Below are 17,884 nucleotides of genomic sequence, written 5' to 3'. Positions count from 1 at the left end.
ATGATAACAATTTGGTTGCCGGAAAAAGAAAAGGCGCTTATGAGCACCTTGCAGAGAATACTGGATTCTGTTTTTCGTTCGACCTTGGAAGAGGTTTGTATTGAACTGCGAACGTGGGAACAACTAGCATTGAATATTCAGTTTTCTGATTCTTATCATTTGGGCTTTGATGTATATCTCGATGAACATCCGTGGTTATTTTCGAAAAGTTCTGGAGCTGATATTGGCTCCAGAAAGCTGCATCATTCTATAAACTATACTCAAGGTTTTGTCTCTTGCGATTTATTATCCCGTCCATTAACCGCTTCTGTTTGCATTGGTAACGTTGATATTTTTCAACCGTCTGATTCCTGGCTGGATTGCTGTGGCAAGTTAAGAACATTGTACAGTCGGGATTTGCCTCTTAATGTTGTCGAACCTGTTGAGCACTTATCCTGGCTTGTTTTGTTATTGGCCTATGAATTTTCATTTGATGATTCTCTCACTGTGGCCCGGGCAGCAATGAATGTTTCACGTGGAACATGGCCTGATAATATCCAAAAGTTTCCCTCCATTATTAATAAGCCCGCTAGTGAAGTTCAACCATTTCTGAATATTGAGTCAGATAAAATGGGCTTGTATCCCGTTGTTGATTCATTCCAATGGGTTGAAAAACTGGTTGCGATGTCTGGAATTGATACGGTTCAGCTAAGGATTAAAGATCGAACGCATCAGGATTTGAGGGAACAAATTAAGTTAGTTAGTGACTTAGCAAAGGAAACGGGTGCACAACTCTTTATTAATGATCACTGGGAAGAAGCGATTGACAGTAATGCGTATGGGGTGCATTTGGGACAAGAAGACATCACCATTGCCGATTTGGATTGGATAAGAGAATCCAAATTACGCTTGGGAGTATCGACTCATGGCTATTATGAGATTCTTACGGCAGAAGCTATTTCACCATCCTATATAGCATTAGGGCATATTTTCCCGACAACAACGAAATCTATGCCTTCTCAACCGCAGGGTGTAATCCGATTGGAGATGTATCAGAAATTGATCGATTCGATTGCGGAAATAAAAAATCCCATACCGACGGTGGCGATTGGTGGAATAGATTTGAACAATTGTAAACAAGTTATTAAGACAGGTGTTAATTCAATAGCTGTTGTCAGAGCTATTACTCAGGCTAAAGATTTACCTCTGGTAGTTGAACAATTCAAATCGCTTTTTGATTGCAGAAAATCTGAGGAGTGTGTCGGGTGAATACTTTAAGCGACTCTGACTTTCTGAGGTATCAAAGACAAGTGGCATTACCCGAAGTAGGTGAAGAGGGTCAATTAAAATTGGCCCTAAGTCGGGTTCTTATCATTGGTTGCGGTGGACTTGCTTCTGTTGTCACACCATATTTGTCCGGTGCAGGAGTTGGTTCATTAGTTATTGTTGATGATGATGAGGTTTCTATTTCTAATCTTCATCGGCAAGTTGTTTTTCGTGCCAATGACATTGGAGAAAACAAAGCTGTAGCAATGAAAAGTCAACTTGCTAGCATTAATCCTAATGTTCGAGTTCGGGCTATTGATCACCGACTTTCAGAAGAGCAATTAAGTCTAGAAGTCATGATGGCCGATATTGTTGTTGACTGTACCGATAACTTCTCTACCCGACAGTTAATAAACAAAATTTGTTTCCACCATAAAACAATGTTGGTTTCAGGTGCGGCTAATGGATTTGATGGTCAGTTTTCCGTGTACAGTTATTCTGAAGGAACAGCTTGTTATCGGTGCGTCTATTCTGAAGAATCCGATGTGAATGCTAATTGTTCTTCTCGAGGTGTATTAGGCCCTACAGTCGGGGTGATAGCATCGTTACAGGCTCTGGAAACGATAAAAGGATTGCTTAAGCTTTCCGCACCAGGTTCTCCCCAATCCACTCATAAGCTATTAATTTTTAATGGTCGTTCGTTGACTTCCGATTATTTATTAATAACGAAAGATCCTGAATGCCCTGTTTGCGGAAAGGAGCAGAGAAGCCATGAATCTTGAGATATTCATTAATGACCAGCGTCAGGTGTTTAATCATCGTATGACACTATCTGCTCTGGTGGAAACACTGGCGCTTCCCGATGTTGGGTGTGTTGTTTCTATCAATAATACCATTATCCCTAAAAGCCAATGGCCGTCTTATCAGTTAAATAGTGGCGACCAGATTTCATTATTTCAAGCTATAGCAGGAGGCTGACAGACATGTTACAGATAGCTGATAAAATTTTCGATTCGAGGCTATTCACTGGTTCGGGAAAATTTTCAAATCGAGAGCGAATGATTGAAGCCATTTTGGCCAGTGGCTCAGAACTGGTTACTATGGCGTTAAAGCGTGTTGATGCAAATAATAAAGATGATGATATTTTAGCGCCTTTGATGACTCACAACTTAAATTTATTACCAAATACTTCTGGAGCTAAAAATGCACAAGATGCGATTTTTGCCTCACATCTTGCGAGGGAAGCACTACAAACGAATTGGATAAAATTGGAAATTCATCCGGATCCTAAGTATTTAATGCCAGACCCAATTGAGACGCTTACGGCAGCGGAACAACTGGTCAAAGATGGTTTTGTCGTATTGCCATACTGTCACGCTGATCCGGTTCTCTGTAAGCGGCTTGAGGAGGTTGGGTGTGCAGCTGTTATGCCTTTAGGTGCACCAATCGGTTCAAATAAGGGATTGGCTTCTCTCGAATTTCTTAAAATCATTATTGACCAGGCTAAGGTTCCCGTCGTTGTCGACGCTGGCATTGGCAATCCATCTCAGGCGGCTCAGGCTATGGAATTAGGCGCCGATGCTGTTTTGGTTAATACGGCAATTGCGGCAGCGAATAACCCAACTCAAATGGCAGCTGCTTTTAAACAAGCCGTTGAATGTGGCCGGTTAGCTTTTGAATCGGGTCTTGCCCAAAGCGGTGATTATGCTCAGGCTTCCAGTCCGCTGACCTCTTTCCTTGATAATTTATAGGAGATGGATATGAGTTTCGTTGATCAATTAAATGATTATAACTGGGATGATGTCCGGCTCTCAATTTATTCTAAAACTGAACGTGATGTCCAAAGAGCTCTTACAAAATCCCGGCTAACTCTGGAAGATTTCAAAGCGTTAATATCTCCGGTTGCTGAAAAATACATTGAACCGTTAGCTCAAAAGGCTCGCTATCTGACTCGTCAGCGTTTCGGTAATACGGTATCTATGTATATACCGCTTTATTTATCAAATCTTTGTTCCAATGATTGCACCTATTGTGGCTTTTCGATGAGTAATCGAATAAAGCGCAAAATACTCTCGGAAGAGGAAATTATGACTGAGATTGCAGCAATCAAAAAAATGAACTTTGATAGTTTGCTTTTGGTGACTGGTGAGCATCAGGCAAAAGGAGGAATGGATTATTTTAGAGCAATAGTACCAATGATAAAAGAACATTTTCATTATCTGGCAATGGAAGTTCAGCCACTTAGTCAGGAAGATTATGTAGAGTTGAGAGCTTTAGGTATTGATGCTGTAATGGTTTATCAGGAAACCTATAACAGAGTGACTTATGCTAAGCATCATCTGAGAGGGCATAAGATGGATTTTGAGTATCGTTTGTTAACACCGGATAGGTTGGGGAACGCTGGTATAGACAAAATTGGCATTGGGGCTCTTATCGGTCTGGATGATTGGCGTACTGATTGTTTCTTCACAGCTGCACATCTTAATTATTTAGAGAAGCGATATTGGCAATCAAGATATTCTATTTCTTTTCCCAGATTGAGACCATGTGCGGGTTCGATAGAACCAAAGTCAATAATGACTGATGCCCAATTATTACAATTGATTTGTGCCTATCGACTATTCGATCCTGAGGTGGAACTTTCTCTTTCTACGCGAGAATCTCCAATATTCCGGGACAATGTTGTTCCTATTGCTATTACTTCTCTTTCTGCAGCTTCAAAAACCCAGCCCGGAGGTTATGCGAATAATACGCCTGAACTGGAGCAATTTGCTGTGAGCGATAACAGAAGTGCACCTGAAGTAATCGCATCAATGAAAGGGAAAGGGTTAGAAACCGTCTGGAAAGATTGGGAGTCTGTATACTCTGGTTAGGTATTAATAAAAAACTAACAATGTTTCACATGAAACATTGTTAGTTTTCAAATTTTTTAACTGATTTTTTCATAAATCAGGCCGCATTTTTGCCTTTCTTATCTGGTTGGTTATATTTACCAAGTAGAGCATGATAAAAATTATCGTCGCTGAGAGTGCCAACCAGTATGCCATTTTCTATTAGTATAATTGGGTGTCCGGTATGGTAGCGAATTTCAATAGCGTCACGCATATCAATATCGGGAGAAGCAATCACAATAGTGTTTTTGCATAAGTCACCGACATCAACGGATTTCTTTGTATAGTCAATGAGTTTTAAGGAGGACTCACCGGAAACTATCCAATTTGTCTTTTCTTTTTCAATCCAGACATCGGATCCCTGACATAGTTGCCATCGTTCACTCTTCTGGATAAGCTCGTTTGCTGGTTTCATCAGAGAACGGCCTTTAAGTACATTTAAAGGGTTTGTATGAGCAACGAAATCTCGCACATATTGTGTTTTTGGTTTCAGAACAATTTCTTCCGGTTTACCGTGTTGAATCAGTTTTCCTGATTCCATAATTGCAATTCTGGTTCCAATTTTTAATGCTTCGTCCAGATCATGGCTTACGAAGAGAATGGTTTTATTCAGCTTCGCCTGAAGCTCTAGCAATTCATCCTGAAGTTGTGCACGAATAAGAGGGTCTAAGGCAGAAAACGGTTCGTCCATTAATAGAATGTCTGTATCCATTGCAAAGGCCCGGGCTAAACCGACCCGCTGCTGCATACCACCGGATAGTTCATGAGGGAACTGCTCTGCCCAGTCAGCCAGACCAACCATATCCAGTTTTTCTTTTGCCTGCGTTCGTCTTTGCTTGCGTGGTACGCCTTTTAGCTCAAGGCCAAATGCGACATTATCGAGAACAGACAGCCAGGGCATTAATGCAAATTTCTGAAAAACCATTGAAACCCGCTCAGTACGGAGATGTCTCAGAAGGTGATCATTACATTCGGAAACGTCAACGAGTTCATCCCCATTTTTGATTTTTAAAGAACCCCGGGAGACGGTGTTTAGACCATTAACGGCTCTGAGTAAACTGGATTTTCCCGAGCCGGATAGTCCCATCAGAACACAAATTTCCCCTTCTTTCACATCCAGAGAAACGTTATTCACACCGACCACCAAGCCGGCTTCATCAATAATTTCCTGACGGGATTTACCATTATCCAGTAAATTCAGAGCGCTAGTCGGATTATCACCAAAAACAACATCTAAATTTTCAATAGATATGGCATTTGTTTGTTCAGACATGATTAATGATCCTTATTTTGGCTGGGTGTTTTGCACATACGATCAAGAATGATCGCGACCAGAACAATGGCTAAACCTGCTTCAAAACCCTGTGAAATGTTCACCGTATTTAATGCCCGGATAACCGGTTTTCCAAGACCATCTGCTCCGACTAAAGCGGCTACGACCACCATCGATAATGACAACATAATGCATTGAGAAACGCCTGTCATAATGCTCGGCATTGCGGCCGGTAATTCGACTTTAAAAAGAAGTTTCATCTTGCTTGCCCCAAAGGCTTTGCCAGCTTCTACCAGTTCTTCAGGTACTCGTCTTACACCGAGATACGTCAGGCGAATTGGAGCTGGGACGGCGAAAATAATGGTTGATATCAGGCCTGGAACAACCCCTAAACCAAATAGAACAAGTGTTGGTATTAAGTAAACAAAAGTTGGCACTGTTTGCATTAGATCGAGTATAGGTCTCATCATTGTGTATAGCCATGGGCGGTGGGCTGACATAATACCCAGAGGTACTCCAACTAATACAGAAATGGATGTCGCTGAAAAAACAAGCACAAATGTTTCAAGCATTTCTTGCCAGTATCCAAGGTTTAGTATGAGGAGTAATGAAGCAACAACAAAAATGACCATGGATATTTTTCTGTGTAACCACCATGCTAATAATGCAGTCAGAGCGATGATAACTGCTGGTGGCAACCACTGAAATACATTCACAAGAAACATGATGGAATTTTCAAGAGTGAATGCAATGGCATCAAAAAATCCGGATGCATGGATTGTTAACCAGTCGACCACAAATTCCATCCAGTGACCAAGAGGAATTTTATGTTCTGTAAAAAAATTCACAATATTACCTATATAAAAAGAGGAATATGGATCCCATCTCCCCTTTATCCTTTAACTAAAAATTATGAGTGTTCTTTGAGATAGCTAAGAACAGCCTGTTTTGCTGGCTTACCATCTATAGTGCGTATGCCGTTAAGCCATTTATCCAGCACTTGAGGATTTTGGTTTAACCATTTGATTGCTGCTTTGGCCGGTTTTTCATTTTTATTTAAGATGGAGTCCATAATGTGGTTCTCCATGGAAAGACTAAATTTCAGGTTGTTAAGAAGATGTCCTACATTAGGACACTGTCCAGTGAATCCTTTTCTTACATTGGTATAAACACTTGCACCGCCGAAGTCTGGGCCAAAGTAATCGTCACCACCGGATAAGTATTTCATATCGAAATTACTATTCATCGGGTGGGGGGCCCAGCCCAGAAAGGCAATCCACTGTTTACGACGAATAGCTCTTTTGACCTGAGAAACCATCCCTGCTTCACTGGATTCTACGAGCGTGAAATCTTTCAGATTAAATGCATTTTTATCAATCATACTTTGGATCAAACGGTTACCATCATTACCAGGCTCGATACCATAGATACGATCATGAAATTTATTGGCAAATTTAGCAATGTCAGAGAATGATTTAACACCAGCGTCATAGACGTATTTAGGGACCGCCAATGTGTATTTGGCTCCCGTCAGGTTCGCTCTTACGGTTTCGACAGAGCCGTTATCACGGTATTTTTTGATATCCCCCTCCATTGTCGGCATCCAGTTCCCAAGAAAGACATCAATGTCTTTATTTGCCATTGAGGAATAGGTGACGGGCACGGACAATAAATCGATTTTTGTTTTGTATCCCATGCCCTGTAAAATTTGCGTGGTAACTGCCGTTGTTGAGGTGATATCTGACCAACCGACATCGGAAAAACGGATCGTACTGCATTGTCCTGCATACACATTGGCACACGCAAATATACTTAAACCAATTGCCAGTAATTTGAAGTTCTTAGTCAACATAATGAATCCTTTTACGTTATTACGAAATTCATTCCAAGATAGCTTTTGCTATCAAGTTTCTGTGTTACAGCTTGTGTTTAGGGTTACGTTTTAGTAAGGACTTTCAAACTTACCTAATTCGATGAAAACACTTTTTGTCTGAGTATAGTGAGAGAGAGTTTCGACCCCGTTTTCCCGTCCGATACCTGAGTCTTTATAACCACCAACCGGCATTTCAGCTGGGGAGTTACCCCAGGTATTAATCCAACAGATACCGGCTTGCATCTGGTGAATAACACGGTGAGCGCGTGAAATATCTTTGGTAAATACACCGGCGGCAAGACCATATCGTGTATCATTGGCTTGTCTGATGACTTCCGATTCATCCGAAAATTTGATGACAGCCATAACCGGCCCAAAAATTTCATTTTGTACAAGGGCCATACTTTCATCACAGTCGTAAAAAACGGTTGGAGCAACAAAATTCCCTTTCTCCAGGCCATTTACTGTTACCTGATATCCTCCGACGAGCAGTTTTGCATCGCTTAGTTTTGCTGTTTCAATTGCGGACATAACTTTATTCAGGTGATCTCTGGAAATAAGCGCACCGATTTGTGTTTCTGGGTTTAAGGGATTACCAATGATGAGTTTTTCTGTTCTGTCCTTAAGCTGGGTCAGGAAGTTATCGTAAACAGATTCATGAACAAACACTCTGGTTCCATTTGTGCAGACTTCGCCCTGAGTATAAAAATTGGCAACCATAGATGCCGAAACTGCATCGTCAAGGTTTGAGTCTTCAAAGATAATCAGCGGTGATTTTCCACCCAGTTCCATTGTGACAGATTTCAGTGTCTTAGCGCTGTCAGCCATGACTGTCTTTCCCGTTCCTACTTCACCAGTAAAAGAAACTTTGGCGATATCTGGGTGTGCTGTCAGCATCTGACCAACGCGGTAATCACCTTGTACGATATTGAATACTCCATCCGGAAGACCTGCTTCCGTATAAATTTCGGCGAGTTTGAGCGCGGTCAGGGGCGTTTCTTCAGATGGTTTGAATATCATTGCGTTTCCGGCGGCTAAAGCAGGAGCTGACTTCCACATAGCAATTTGAATCGGGTAGTTCCAGGCTCCGATGCCGGCACAGATACCCAATGGTTCTTTGCGGGTGTAAAAAAACTGAGATTGACTGAGAGGTTGCTGATCGCCTAATAATGTCGGAGCCAGACCTGCATAATATTCGATAACATCCGCGCCGGTATGAATATCAACACAGTTTGCTTCCTGAAGTGGTTTCCCTGTATCTCTTACTTCGAGTTCCGCGAGTTCATCATTGCGTGTTCTGAGTATTTCGACCGCTTTTTGTAAAATACGGCTACGTTCGATCGCGGTCATTGAGGACCAGATGGAAAAGCCTTTTTTGGCGGACTCGATGGCTTTTTCAATATCTTGTGCAGAAGCCTGACCAAGAGTTGCAAGGGTTTCTCCCGTTGCCGGATTTATACTGGCAAAGGTTTCTCCTGATGAGGTATCCGTTAATTTCCCGTCAATATAAAGAGATTTAATTTCCATTGAATGGTTAGCCTTAGTGCTTGTCAGTGTAGTAAAAAAGTTGCTTGTCTAAATAATCGTTTATGATGCTACGGGCCTGATCCGGATTAATACCTTTAGGGTTCAAAGCTCCTCTGAGCCAGATGCCATCAATCAGTGCGGCAATGCCATGGGCAACGAGACAAACTTGCTTTTTTGGTAATAGTGCTTTCAATTCTATTTTAAGGTGAGAAATAAGACGTTTTTCATTTACTCGTTGTAAGCGGTTAAGCTGATGGTCATGCATTGAGTATGACCAGAATGCTAACCAGGTTTTTACCACTTCACCTTCTGTCTGAAACCCTTTGAAATTACCATCAATAATGGCATTGATTCGTTGATAATGTGCATTTACCGGAATGCAAGAGAGGGATTGCATGATGGTTTTGGAATGTTCACGAAGAATGACCCGCATCGTTTCTTCGAGAAGACCATGTTTGCCCCCAAAATAATGATTAATAATTCCGGTTGAAACTCCCGCTTCTTTGCTGATCAGAGAAATACTTGCTCCATGGAGGCCGACTCTTTCTATGACATTCATGGTCGCTTTCACTAGTTGAGGTTTACGAATATCAGGCATCCCGACCTTGGGCATGTAGGCTCCACGATTTAAATTGAACGATTAATTAATAAAAACCATACACAAAAATCGTTTAGATCTCAAATAAATTTGTGATGATTTTTTATTCTGCAAGCATTCGGAATAAAAAGGAAAACATAATAATATGATTAATAATCAATTACTTAGTTTTAGTTTTTTTGAAAGGTATTTTAAATTAATCTTTTATGAATATTTCGAGCTGTTTCATTTCGAACTCTAATGCATTTATCGGGGAGTATAAACTCCCCGAAGATGGCATTCATCCAAAAATTAAATAGTGGCCGTGGCATTTTTCAGCCAGTTTCTTTCTTTTTCACTGAGAAGCGGTGATACATCCAGCCAAACCTGCTGGTGGTAGGCGTTTAGCCAGCGTTTTTCATCTGTGGTTAGTAAGGTGATATCTATAGCTCTGGTATCGATTGGACAGCGGGTTAACGGATAGAATTTCAGCATATTCTGGTCACCTTCAGTTGTAACATCGGTAACCAGAACCAGATTTTCGATACGAATACCAAACTGATTTTCCCGGTAATAGCCGGGTTCGTTTGAAATCACCATGCCAGGAAGAAGAGCCACCGAGTTTGGTGCTTTACTGATCCTTTGAGGGCCTTCGTGTACGCTCAGACAGTGACCGACGCCGTGACCAGTGCCATGGTCGAAGTCAAATCCATTTGCCCATAGAAATTGTCTGGCAATGGCATCAAGCTGATGACCACTGGTTCCTTTCGGGAAACGGGTAGACGACAAAGCAATATGGCCTTTCAGAACATAAGTAAATAACTGTTTCATTTCATGTGTAGGAGAACCAATGGCAATCGTGCGGGTGATATCGGTGGTACCATCCTGATATTGACCTCCGGAATCAACCAGGTAGAGAGAATTCATACTAAGACGACCTGGTTGGGGCTGGTTGATGTGATTATAGTGACACATGGCAGCATTACTTCCGGCCGCTGAAATGGTATCAAAGCTTAAATCAATTAGAGTGGGATCTTCCCGCCGAAATGTTTCCAGTTTATCTGAAAGTGTGGCTTCATCTGGTAACGGTTTCTTTTCAGTCTGTTCATCAAGCCAGCATAGAAATTTAGCCATAGCTGCGCCATCTCTAATGTGACAATCTTTCATTCCTTTGACTTCTAATGAGTTTTTTGCCGCTTTGGGAAGCGTACAAGGGTCGTCACTTTCTATGATATCAATGCCATTGTTTTGTAACTGAAGCTTAAACCATGCATTACTGCTGGAGGTATCAAGTAAAACCCGCTTACCTTTCAGTTTCCGGATCGTCTCTTCCAGTTGATCAGGTGGACATAAATTGACTCCTGTGCCCACATGTTGATGAAAACCATCCGCTAAACGTTGTTCATCAATGAAGAAATCGACATTGCCAGTGTTGTAAATAATTGCGTGAGAAAGAATGACCGGTAATCTGGAAACATCTAAGCCACGAATATTGAGAAGCCAGCATATTGAATCAAGCTGGGTTAAAATGGCGCAATCGGCACCGGATTTATTGAGCTTTTCTTTTATTAAGAGCCGTTTTTCTGAACTTGACTGCCCGGCAATATCATTTGGCATTAACACCATGTCTGATAGTTGAGGCTTTGGCCGTTCATCCCATAATATGTCGACAGGGTTATGTGTTACAGGTTGCAAAGTGTAGTCCGGCGCTAATTTTTCCTGAGCTGCCGGTAGCCATACAGCCTTGTGCATTTTTGGATCAAAACCAATGCGGGTGTTTTTTGGTAACGCTTGTTTTATCCAGTTCAGGAAAGGTTCATCAATTAAATGATGGTATTCAAAGAGTGCTTTTGGCGCTTGTTTGGTTACCTGTACGGTATAGCGGCCATCGACAAATATGGCGGCCTTAGTTTTTGTTACAACGCAAACGCCTGCTGAGCCGGTAAAACCTGAGATCCATTGTAGTCGTTCGTTATGTTCTGGCAGGTATTCTCCCAGGTACTCATCTTCGTGAGGAATGATAAAGGCATCCAATTGATTGTTTTCAAGCCACGATCTGAGTTTATCAATATTTTCTTTTATTATCGTTGCCATATATATGTCCGTTAGTTTATATAAAAATAAAGTGTTATTTATATTTTTATCATGAATATTACTACCTGTGCTATATAAGGCAAAGCTACGCTTTTTTTGTATAGCGTGCAAATGAATGTAAATATCATAGGAAAGAGGGAAAATATTTGCTATTAATTCTAATATTGACAATCTACTAACTTGATGGCCATAAATAGTGTGCCAAACTGTTTATTAGAGTGCAGAATACATGTATATTTGGGCTCCTAAAAATATAATATTTCCTTTCACTTTGAATTCATGGATATCACACGAATGTCGATGACAACCTATGAAATGGCTCGAGTTTTAGAGCAACTGGATGATTCTCCAGAAAAGGTGATGTTTGGTAAACTGCTTAACGAGCTGGGAAACCAGAGCGGAGAACGTATAAGAAGTGCTGCCAAGCAAGTGCCACTACCAATATTACGAGATTTAGTGTACCAATTTGATCAAGTGATTCAATCCCGTAAAAGTGAACAAGTTGATTTACTGGCAAAAGAGTTAGCCGATCAGGGTATTTCTCCTGATGAGCTTCGGGATTTTTTAAATAAATAGCTAATTGTATTTACCTTAGCTTAGGATGTTGTCCTAAGCTAAGGATTTACATTTCTGTTTATTGGGTTTTGCAGTGAAATAAGCGTTTCTGTGGATTGCACTTCATCAATGGCTTGTAATTTATCAATTAAAACATACTGAAGTTCTTCTATTGAACGACACATTAATTTTGCAAATATATTATAAGCGCCGGTGGTATAGTAAGCTTCAACAACTTCATCTAATGCATTTAATTTTTCTAGGGCAGAGTGATAATCTCTTGCTGCATTTAAATTAATCCCGATAAAACAGCAAACGTCGTAGCCCAGTTTCTTTGTATTAACAACAACTTCTGTTTTTTGAATAATATCGGCGGCTTTCATTTTTTCAATGCGCACATGAATGGTTGCCGGACTTACATTAAATTGTTTTGCCATTTCCGCGTAAGGTGTTCTTGCATCATTCATTAATATTTTTAGAATAGCTCTGTCCAAGTCGTCCAGTTTTGATACGTTGGATTGCATATAGTTTATGTCCTTGCGACGCACATTAATAATTAATTAGTAGGTTAGTGTACCACTGGATAATTTAAAAATAAGTGGTATTGAGAAATAACCTTTCCCGATATTGTAATCTCAGACAAACATGGTGGAGTCATTCTTTTGCAAATTCAACTCATATCCGAAGTTAGTGACACGAATTATCTGGACGAGTTATCGAAACGATGGTCTTTAATTCACTCGGATTCGGATGTGTTCGCTTTAGTTTGGACCGGAGAAAGGCTGGAGTTAAGAAAAACAGACGAACCTAAACTGGGCGCTATTTTTGTCGACTGGGCTTCTGGTCGTGTGGCTCACAGAAGAAAGTTTGGTGGTGGTAAAGGTCAGGCGATTGCCAAAGCGGTTGGATTGAATAAAGGAACAGTACCATCGATATTGGATGCAACGGCCGGATTAGGCCGAGATTCTTTTGTTTTTGCTTCTCTTGGCTGTTATGTCCAAATGATTGAGCGTCATCCGGTAGTGGCTGCTTTATTAGATGATGGATTGAGGCGGGCCTCTGATGACATAGAAATCGGCGGCTGGGTGAAAGATAGGGTGCAGTTACTGCATGCTTCCAGTCATAATGCGTTAATTTCGCTTGCCGATACTTCTGATTATAAAAGACCTGATGTTGTGTATCTGGATCCCATGTATCCGCATTCGGAAAATAAAAAGAAATCGGCGCTAGTAAAAAAAGAGATGCGGGTATTTCAGACCATGGTTGGTGAGGATAGCGATGCGGATGGATTACTTGCTCCGGCACTTGAACTGGCAGCAAGGCGTGTTGTAGTCAAAAGGCCGGATTACGCCGGTTTTATGGCTGGACACACGCCGTCTATGAGTATTGCAACCAAGAAGAATCGCTTTGATGTCTATGTGAAAGCCGCAATGAAATAATCCACTTGCAATTTTCTATATTAGTGACTATTAATGTAATTAATAATCATTCTTATTAGGTGCGGTATGAGTAAATGCCTATGTAAGTTTCGTCGTACTGAAATTATCGGGCAAATAAACCGGGTTCGGTGCTTGGTGGATAACCCTCGTTTTTTGTGTAAAAGCTGTGCCAGGGTTGCAAATGGTGCCTCCTCGTTGTGTAAGCCCGTTCTGTTTCAGGATAAAAAGGTAGAAAATCGGGAGGAAAGTGCGGTTTCCCATGAGGTCGATTTAACTCTGACCCGGCAGCAAAAAAAATCGTTGGGGAAAAATAGTCGCAAACTGAAGAAACTGTTTAAAAAACAGAAAAAGTTGGCTAAGAAATATCGGAAGTTAATGAAAAAAATGGATATAAGTGAATGCTCACTACCTTATTTTGGATAATAAAATGGCCTCTATGAGGCCTTAAATTGGTTTACTTCGATGCTATTTTTCTTTTTACCCAGGTTTCATTAACCCATAAAGAAAATAGAATGATGGAGCCGCCGATAATAAGGCTGGGGAAGTCGATATTTCGGTTCCAAATAACAATATTAACGATAAGACCGGCAGGAACCAGTGCATTATTCATAATAGCCAGAGCACCAGCATTTACGATGCATGCGCCTTTATTCCACATGAAATACCCCAGACCGGAAGCTATCAGCCCCAGATAAATCAGAATGCTCCACTGAGTCGTTGTGGTAGGCAGTTTCTCTGTGTTACCGAATAAAAGAAATGCAACGGTGGCAACAATTAGCGCGCCCAGATAAAAATAACCGAAGACGGTATGTTGAGGGAGCGTTATTTTCTGGCTTTCCATGAGTTTTTTGTAGCCAACCTGACCAATGGCAAAGCAAAGATTGGCACATTGCACAACGAAGAACCCAATAATGAAGTTTTCATTGATGGCGGTATTTTTGATGACGACTGCCCCCACAACCGCAATGGCGGCTGTCACCAAATACCACGCAGAAAATTGTTTCTTCAGTAAATCATAAAGAAGTGTGACATAAATGGGAGTAAAAACCGTAAACAGCAGCACTTCCGGAACGGTTAGCAACAGAAACGATTTATAGTAAAAACAGTACATCAATCCGAGTTGAATTCCTCCAATTGCCGCTAATTTTGCAATTAAGACGGCGGGTATGCCTTTATACCGGATGAACGGGAGAAATAACACACTTGCCAGTGCGATACGAATCAGAACGGAGAACCAAGAATCAACCTGACCGGCTAGATACACGCCGATCAGGCTGAAAGAAAATGCCCATAGTAGGGTTATCGCAGATAAATATGCCATGATTGTGTTGTTAATAACGGAAACGAAACAATGATGGCAGTCAGTTTAACTAAGTTTTGCCTGTTCGTCAGTTTTCTTCTTTTAACGGTACGACGAGAATATCAACCGGGGAACAATTTAAAATTAGTTTGGTTGATGAGAGTAGTTTGCTCCAGAAGTCCTGATGGTGACCAAGAATCACCAGATCAATTTTGTATTCCTGGACGGTATCACAAATTTCACCACTCAGATCTCCGCTGCCAACCAGACGATGCTGAATCGGGTAACCTGCGTAGTCTTCCAGTTTTTGTAATTCCTTTTGAGCCATTTCCATTGAGTGATTTTGGGTGTCAACTAAGTTGATGTCTATGAGTCCTGTATACAGTTCTGCGTAATTCACATCGATATGAATAAAAGAAAGCTTTGCATTCAGGGGTTTGGCGAGCATTACGGCCCGATCAATCAGACGGTGACTGTCTTCTGATAAATCAACAGCTACGAGAACATGTTTGTAACACATAACGCGCTCCTCTTTAGAAAAGTAACTTCACTTTAGCAGTCTTGTCGTGCAAAAGTTGTTGTTTTGATCGCAATTCCTTAGTTATCAACATTTTCTTTAACATTCGAGTGAATGTTAACAATGTGTTATAATTGAGCCGGTTATAAATATAATTTGGAGAAAGTTATGCTATCGAAGGCTATGATTGATAAATTAAATGAGCAAATTAATCTCGAATTCTTTTCATCCAATCTATACTTACAAATGAGTGCTTGGTGTGAAGACAAAGGTTTTGAAGGCGCCGCTGAATTTTTAAGATCTCATGCGCAGGAAGAAATGGCACATATGCACCGATTATTTACGTATGTGAGTGAAACTGGTGCGTTACCCATTCTTGGTGCGATTGAGGCGCCTAAGTATGACTTTGGTTGCTTAGGTGATGTGTTCAGAGAAACTTACCAACACGAGCAGATGATTACTGAGAAAATTAATAAGCTGGCTCACGTTGCCTTCACATCTCAGGATTACTCAACTTTTAATTTTCTTCAGTGGTACGTTGCCGAGCAGCATGAAGAAGAAAAGTTATTTAAAGGGATTTTAGATAAGTTAGAGCTTGTTGGTGAAGATGGTAAAGCGTTGTTCTTCATTGATAAAGATCTAGCAGCAATGGCAAACAAAAGCTCATCTTCTGTCATGGATGCCCCAGCTGAATAATATCAGCGAAAAGACACTATGATGCGATCGTCTTTTCCGGGCTGCTTGTGACGAAGTAGGGAGGAAAAGATGATAAGTGGAGATACCATTTTATTTGTGCTTATTCTTGTAATTCTTGTGAATTTAGCAAGAGCCCTTACTGCATTACGAACGCTCATTTATATTATGAGGGAGGCGCATCCCTTGCTTTATCAGCAAGTCGATGGGCCGGGATTCTTTAGTTCTCATGGTAATGTGGTCAAGCAGGTTCGTCTCTATCATTACCTGAAAAGCAAAGAATATTTACATCATCATGATGATATCTTTATAAAAAAATGCGAAAAGGTCCGACGACTGTTTATTCTCTCCTGTTGCTTGGTTCTTGTCTTTATGTTTGCTGTTGTACTGTTATAGACAGGATTGGCAAAAACATAGGTTGTTGATTAAAATAATGCCCGTTCTCTGTAAAGGATGTGTTTTTAACACATCCTTTCTTTTATTCTTCCTGAGTTTGTAAGTATGAGTGAAAACGTTGATGTTGTTGTGATAGGGGCAGGTGCGGCCGGCTTAATGTGTGCGGCTCAGGCCGGTCAGAGAGGCCGCCGGGTGTTGGTATTGGATCATGCCAAAAAACCCGGCCGGAAGATCTTAATCTCTGGTGGTGGTCGCTGTAACTTTACTAACTACGATATCTCGGCTGCAAACTATTTGTGCCAAAATCCGCATTTCGTGAAGTCTGCGTTATCCCAGTATACCAACTGGGATTTTATCAGTTTGGTGGCCAGGTATGATATTGCGTATGAAGAACGGGAACATGGGCAACTGTTCTGCCTGGATTCGGCGAAAAACATAGTTGACTTGTTGCTCGCAGAATGTGATTTGCCCAATATTCGTTTCCGGTATCAGGCTGATATTCAACAACTGGTGAAGACGGCTGGTGGCTTTCGCCTGCAGGTCGATGATCTGGTGGTTGAGAGTGAATCGGTTGTTGTTGCAACCGGTGGGTTATCTATGCCGAAACTGGGTGCAACACCATTTGGGTACCGGGTGGCCGAAAGCTTTGGATTACCGGTGATACCGACCAGTGCCGCGTTGGTTCCTTTTACCTTACACAAGGAAGACAAAGATCAATTTGCGGCGTTATCCGGTATTGCGATTCCGGTTGTGATGACCGCTGAAGACGGCACAACGTTTAAAGAAGCGTTGCTGTTTACTCATCGCGGTCTTTCCGGTCCCTCTGTACTCCAGATTTCATCCTACTGGAAGCCGGGTCAGAGGGTCACGGTGGATTTAGTGCCGGATGACGACGTCAACGCCTTGCTGGAGAGCGTGAAAGCAAAACATCCGAATCAAACGTTAAAAAATACCTTATCCAAAGTGTTACCGAAACGGGTGATAGAAGTCCTGATAGACCGAAAAGAGCTGGTTGATAAGCCACTGCGCCAGTTGAATCCCAAAGAAGTGACGACAATGGTTGAGACGTTATCGCATTGGTCCATTATTCCCAATAGTACGGAAGGGTACAGGACGGCAGAAGTAACGCTTGGTGGCGTTGATACGAACGCCTTATCATCAAAGACGATGGAATGTAAGCACGTCAAAGGGTTGTATTTTGTCGGTGAAGTGATGGATGTGGCCGGTTGGTTAGGCGGGTTCAACTTTCAATGGGCATGGTCTTCCGGTTGGGTGGCCGGGCAATGGGTTTAGAACTGTGGCAAAGTGGAGCACGATTACCCCTTATAGCTGGTGACTGATCATATAGACCATATAATTCATATGCTTATTTTTACTGTTCATTTCATTTTTCGCGGATGATCCTTTTGTGATTTTCCTCAGAAACCGGGAAATCTTCCCCGGTTTCCCGCTTATTTAATATTCACTCTTACGGCTCGATCACGGTTTAGAATAAAAAAAAAAA

The 17,884-nt window shown here is 41.4% G+C and carries 20 protein-coding genes; 11 read left to right on the top strand and 9 right to left on the bottom strand.

Features of this window, described 5'->3' with window-relative positions; all coding sequences use genetic code 11:
- The 5 genes from thiE to thiH are packed head-to-tail and all read left to right on the top strand — an operon-like array spanning position 1 to position 4,118.
- The gene (gene thiE, locus LRQ06_RS06595; RefSeq protein ID WP_232765621.1) at positions 1 to 1,248 is read left to right on the top strand and encodes a thiamine phosphate synthase; all 1,248 of its coding nucleotides are present in this window, start codon (positions 1 to 3) and stop codon (positions 1,246 to 1,248) included.
- Positions 1,245 to 2,027: a HesA/MoeB/ThiF family protein gene (locus tag LRQ06_RS06590; RefSeq protein WP_232765620.1), complete on the top strand. Its 783-nt coding sequence runs from the start codon at positions 1,245 to 1,247 to the stop codon at positions 2,025 to 2,027. Before thiE ends, LRQ06_RS06590 begins: the two co-directional genes overlap by 4 nt.
- On the top strand, positions 2,017 to 2,223 hold the full coding sequence (gene thiS, locus LRQ06_RS06585; RefSeq protein WP_232765619.1) for a sulfur carrier protein ThiS: 207 nt from the start codon (positions 2,017 to 2,019) through the stop codon (positions 2,221 to 2,223). The genes LRQ06_RS06590 and thiS overlap by 11 nt, the downstream gene beginning before the upstream one ends.
- A gap of 5 nt (positions 2,224 to 2,228) precedes the next feature.
- Positions 2,229 to 2,996 (top strand): thiazole synthase, encoded by a 768-nt coding sequence (locus LRQ06_RS06580; RefSeq protein WP_232765618.1) that lies wholly within the window; start codon positions 2,229 to 2,231, stop codon positions 2,994 to 2,996.
- A gap of 9 nt (positions 2,997 to 3,005) precedes the next feature.
- Positions 3,006 to 4,118, top strand: a complete 1,113-nt coding sequence (gene thiH, locus LRQ06_RS06575; RefSeq protein WP_232765617.1) for a 2-iminoacetate synthase ThiH — start codon at positions 3,006 to 3,008, stop codon at positions 4,116 to 4,118.
- 76 nt (positions 4,119 to 4,194) lie between these two features.
- Here the strand turns inward: thiH and choV are convergent, their stop codons facing one another.
- From choV to LRQ06_RS06545, 6 genes are all read right to left on the bottom strand, one after another.
- The gene (choV, locus tag LRQ06_RS06570; RefSeq protein WP_232765616.1) at positions 4,195 to 5,409 is read right to left on the bottom strand and encodes a choline ABC transporter ATP-binding protein; all 1,215 of its coding nucleotides are present in this window, start codon (positions 5,407 to 5,409) and stop codon (positions 4,195 to 4,197) included.
- A 2-nt stretch (positions 5,410 to 5,411) separates the two neighbouring features.
- Positions 5,412 to 6,257, bottom strand: coding sequence for a choline ABC transporter permease subunit (gene choW, locus LRQ06_RS06565; RefSeq protein WP_232765615.1), 846 nt, complete (start codon positions 6,255 to 6,257; stop codon positions 5,412 to 5,414).
- A 62-nt stretch (positions 6,258 to 6,319) separates the two neighbouring features.
- Positions 6,320 to 7,261 (bottom strand): choline ABC transporter substrate-binding protein, encoded by a 942-nt coding sequence (locus LRQ06_RS06560; RefSeq protein ID WP_232765614.1) that lies wholly within the window; start codon positions 7,259 to 7,261, stop codon positions 6,320 to 6,322.
- 90 nt (positions 7,262 to 7,351) lie between these two features.
- Positions 7,352 to 8,809 (bottom strand): betaine-aldehyde dehydrogenase, encoded by a 1,458-nt coding sequence (betB, locus tag LRQ06_RS06555; RefSeq protein WP_232765613.1) that lies wholly within the window; start codon positions 8,807 to 8,809, stop codon positions 7,352 to 7,354.
- Between the two features lie 13 nt (positions 8,810 to 8,822).
- Positions 8,823 to 9,422, bottom strand: a complete 600-nt coding sequence (betI, locus tag LRQ06_RS06550) for a transcriptional regulator BetI (RefSeq protein WP_232765612.1) — start codon at positions 9,420 to 9,422, stop codon at positions 8,823 to 8,825.
- Between the two features lie 276 nt (positions 9,423 to 9,698).
- A complete protein-coding gene (locus tag LRQ06_RS06545) occupies positions 9,699 to 11,480 on the bottom strand; it encodes an aminopeptidase P family protein (protein WP_232765611.1) in 1,782 nt (593 codons plus the stop codon).
- Positions 11,481 to 11,774: 294 nt separating this feature from the next.
- Between LRQ06_RS06545 and tsrA the strand changes: the two genes are divergently transcribed.
- Positions 11,775 to 12,056, top strand: coding sequence for an H-NS-like global regulator TsrA (gene tsrA / locus LRQ06_RS06540; protein ID WP_232765610.1), 282 nt, complete (start codon positions 11,775 to 11,777; stop codon positions 12,054 to 12,056).
- A gap of 38 nt (positions 12,057 to 12,094) precedes the next feature.
- Here the strand turns inward: tsrA and asnC are convergent, their stop codons facing one another.
- A complete protein-coding gene (asnC, locus tag LRQ06_RS06535) occupies positions 12,095 to 12,559 on the bottom strand; it encodes a transcriptional regulator AsnC (protein ID WP_232765609.1) in 465 nt (154 codons plus the stop codon).
- Between the two features lie 138 nt (positions 12,560 to 12,697).
- Between asnC and LRQ06_RS06530 the strand changes: the two genes are divergently transcribed.
- A complete protein-coding gene (locus tag LRQ06_RS06530; RefSeq protein ID WP_232765608.1) occupies positions 12,698 to 13,474 on the top strand; it encodes a class I SAM-dependent methyltransferase in 777 nt (258 codons plus the stop codon).
- A gap of 66 nt (positions 13,475 to 13,540) precedes the next feature.
- Positions 13,541 to 13,897 carry a hypothetical protein gene (locus LRQ06_RS06525; protein WP_232765607.1) on the top strand — a complete coding sequence of 119 codons (357 nt, stop codon included), beginning with the start codon at positions 13,541 to 13,543 and terminating at the stop codon, positions 13,895 to 13,897.
- 31 nt (positions 13,898 to 13,928) lie between these two features.
- On the opposite strand, the gene LRQ06_RS06520 is transcribed toward LRQ06_RS06525, so the two are convergent.
- Positions 13,929 to 14,795, bottom strand: a complete 867-nt coding sequence (locus LRQ06_RS06520) for a carboxylate/amino acid/amine transporter (RefSeq protein WP_232765606.1) — start codon at positions 14,793 to 14,795, stop codon at positions 13,929 to 13,931.
- Positions 14,796 to 14,862: 67 nt separating this feature from the next.
- Positions 14,863 to 15,294, bottom strand: a complete 432-nt coding sequence (locus LRQ06_RS06515; protein WP_232765605.1) for a universal stress protein — start codon at positions 15,292 to 15,294, stop codon at positions 14,863 to 14,865.
- Between the two features lie 165 nt (positions 15,295 to 15,459).
- Here LRQ06_RS06515 and ftnA point away from each other — a divergent pair, with 165 nt between their 5' ends.
- From ftnA to LRQ06_RS06500, 3 genes are all read left to right on the top strand, one after another.
- Positions 15,460 to 15,987, top strand: a complete 528-nt coding sequence (gene ftnA, locus LRQ06_RS06510) for a non-heme ferritin (RefSeq protein WP_232765604.1) — start codon at positions 15,460 to 15,462, stop codon at positions 15,985 to 15,987.
- A 69-nt stretch (positions 15,988 to 16,056) separates the two neighbouring features.
- Positions 16,057 to 16,380: a universal stress protein UspB gene (gene uspB, locus LRQ06_RS06505; protein WP_232765603.1), complete on the top strand. Its 324-nt coding sequence runs from the start codon at positions 16,057 to 16,059 to the stop codon at positions 16,378 to 16,380.
- A 105-nt stretch (positions 16,381 to 16,485) separates the two neighbouring features.
- Positions 16,486 to 17,673: a BaiN/RdsA family NAD(P)/FAD-dependent oxidoreductase gene (locus LRQ06_RS06500; protein WP_232765602.1), complete on the top strand. Its 1,188-nt coding sequence runs from the start codon at positions 16,486 to 16,488 to the stop codon at positions 17,671 to 17,673.
- The last annotated feature ends 211 nt before the right edge of the window (positions 17,674 to 17,884 follow it).

The sequence above is a fragment of the Vibrio salinus genome (genome assembly GCF_021272385.1).
Classification (GTDB): Bacteria; Pseudomonadota; Gammaproteobacteria; order Enterobacterales; family Vibrionaceae; genus Vibrio; species Vibrio salinus.
This window is presented reverse-complemented; position numbering and strand designations above follow the sequence as displayed.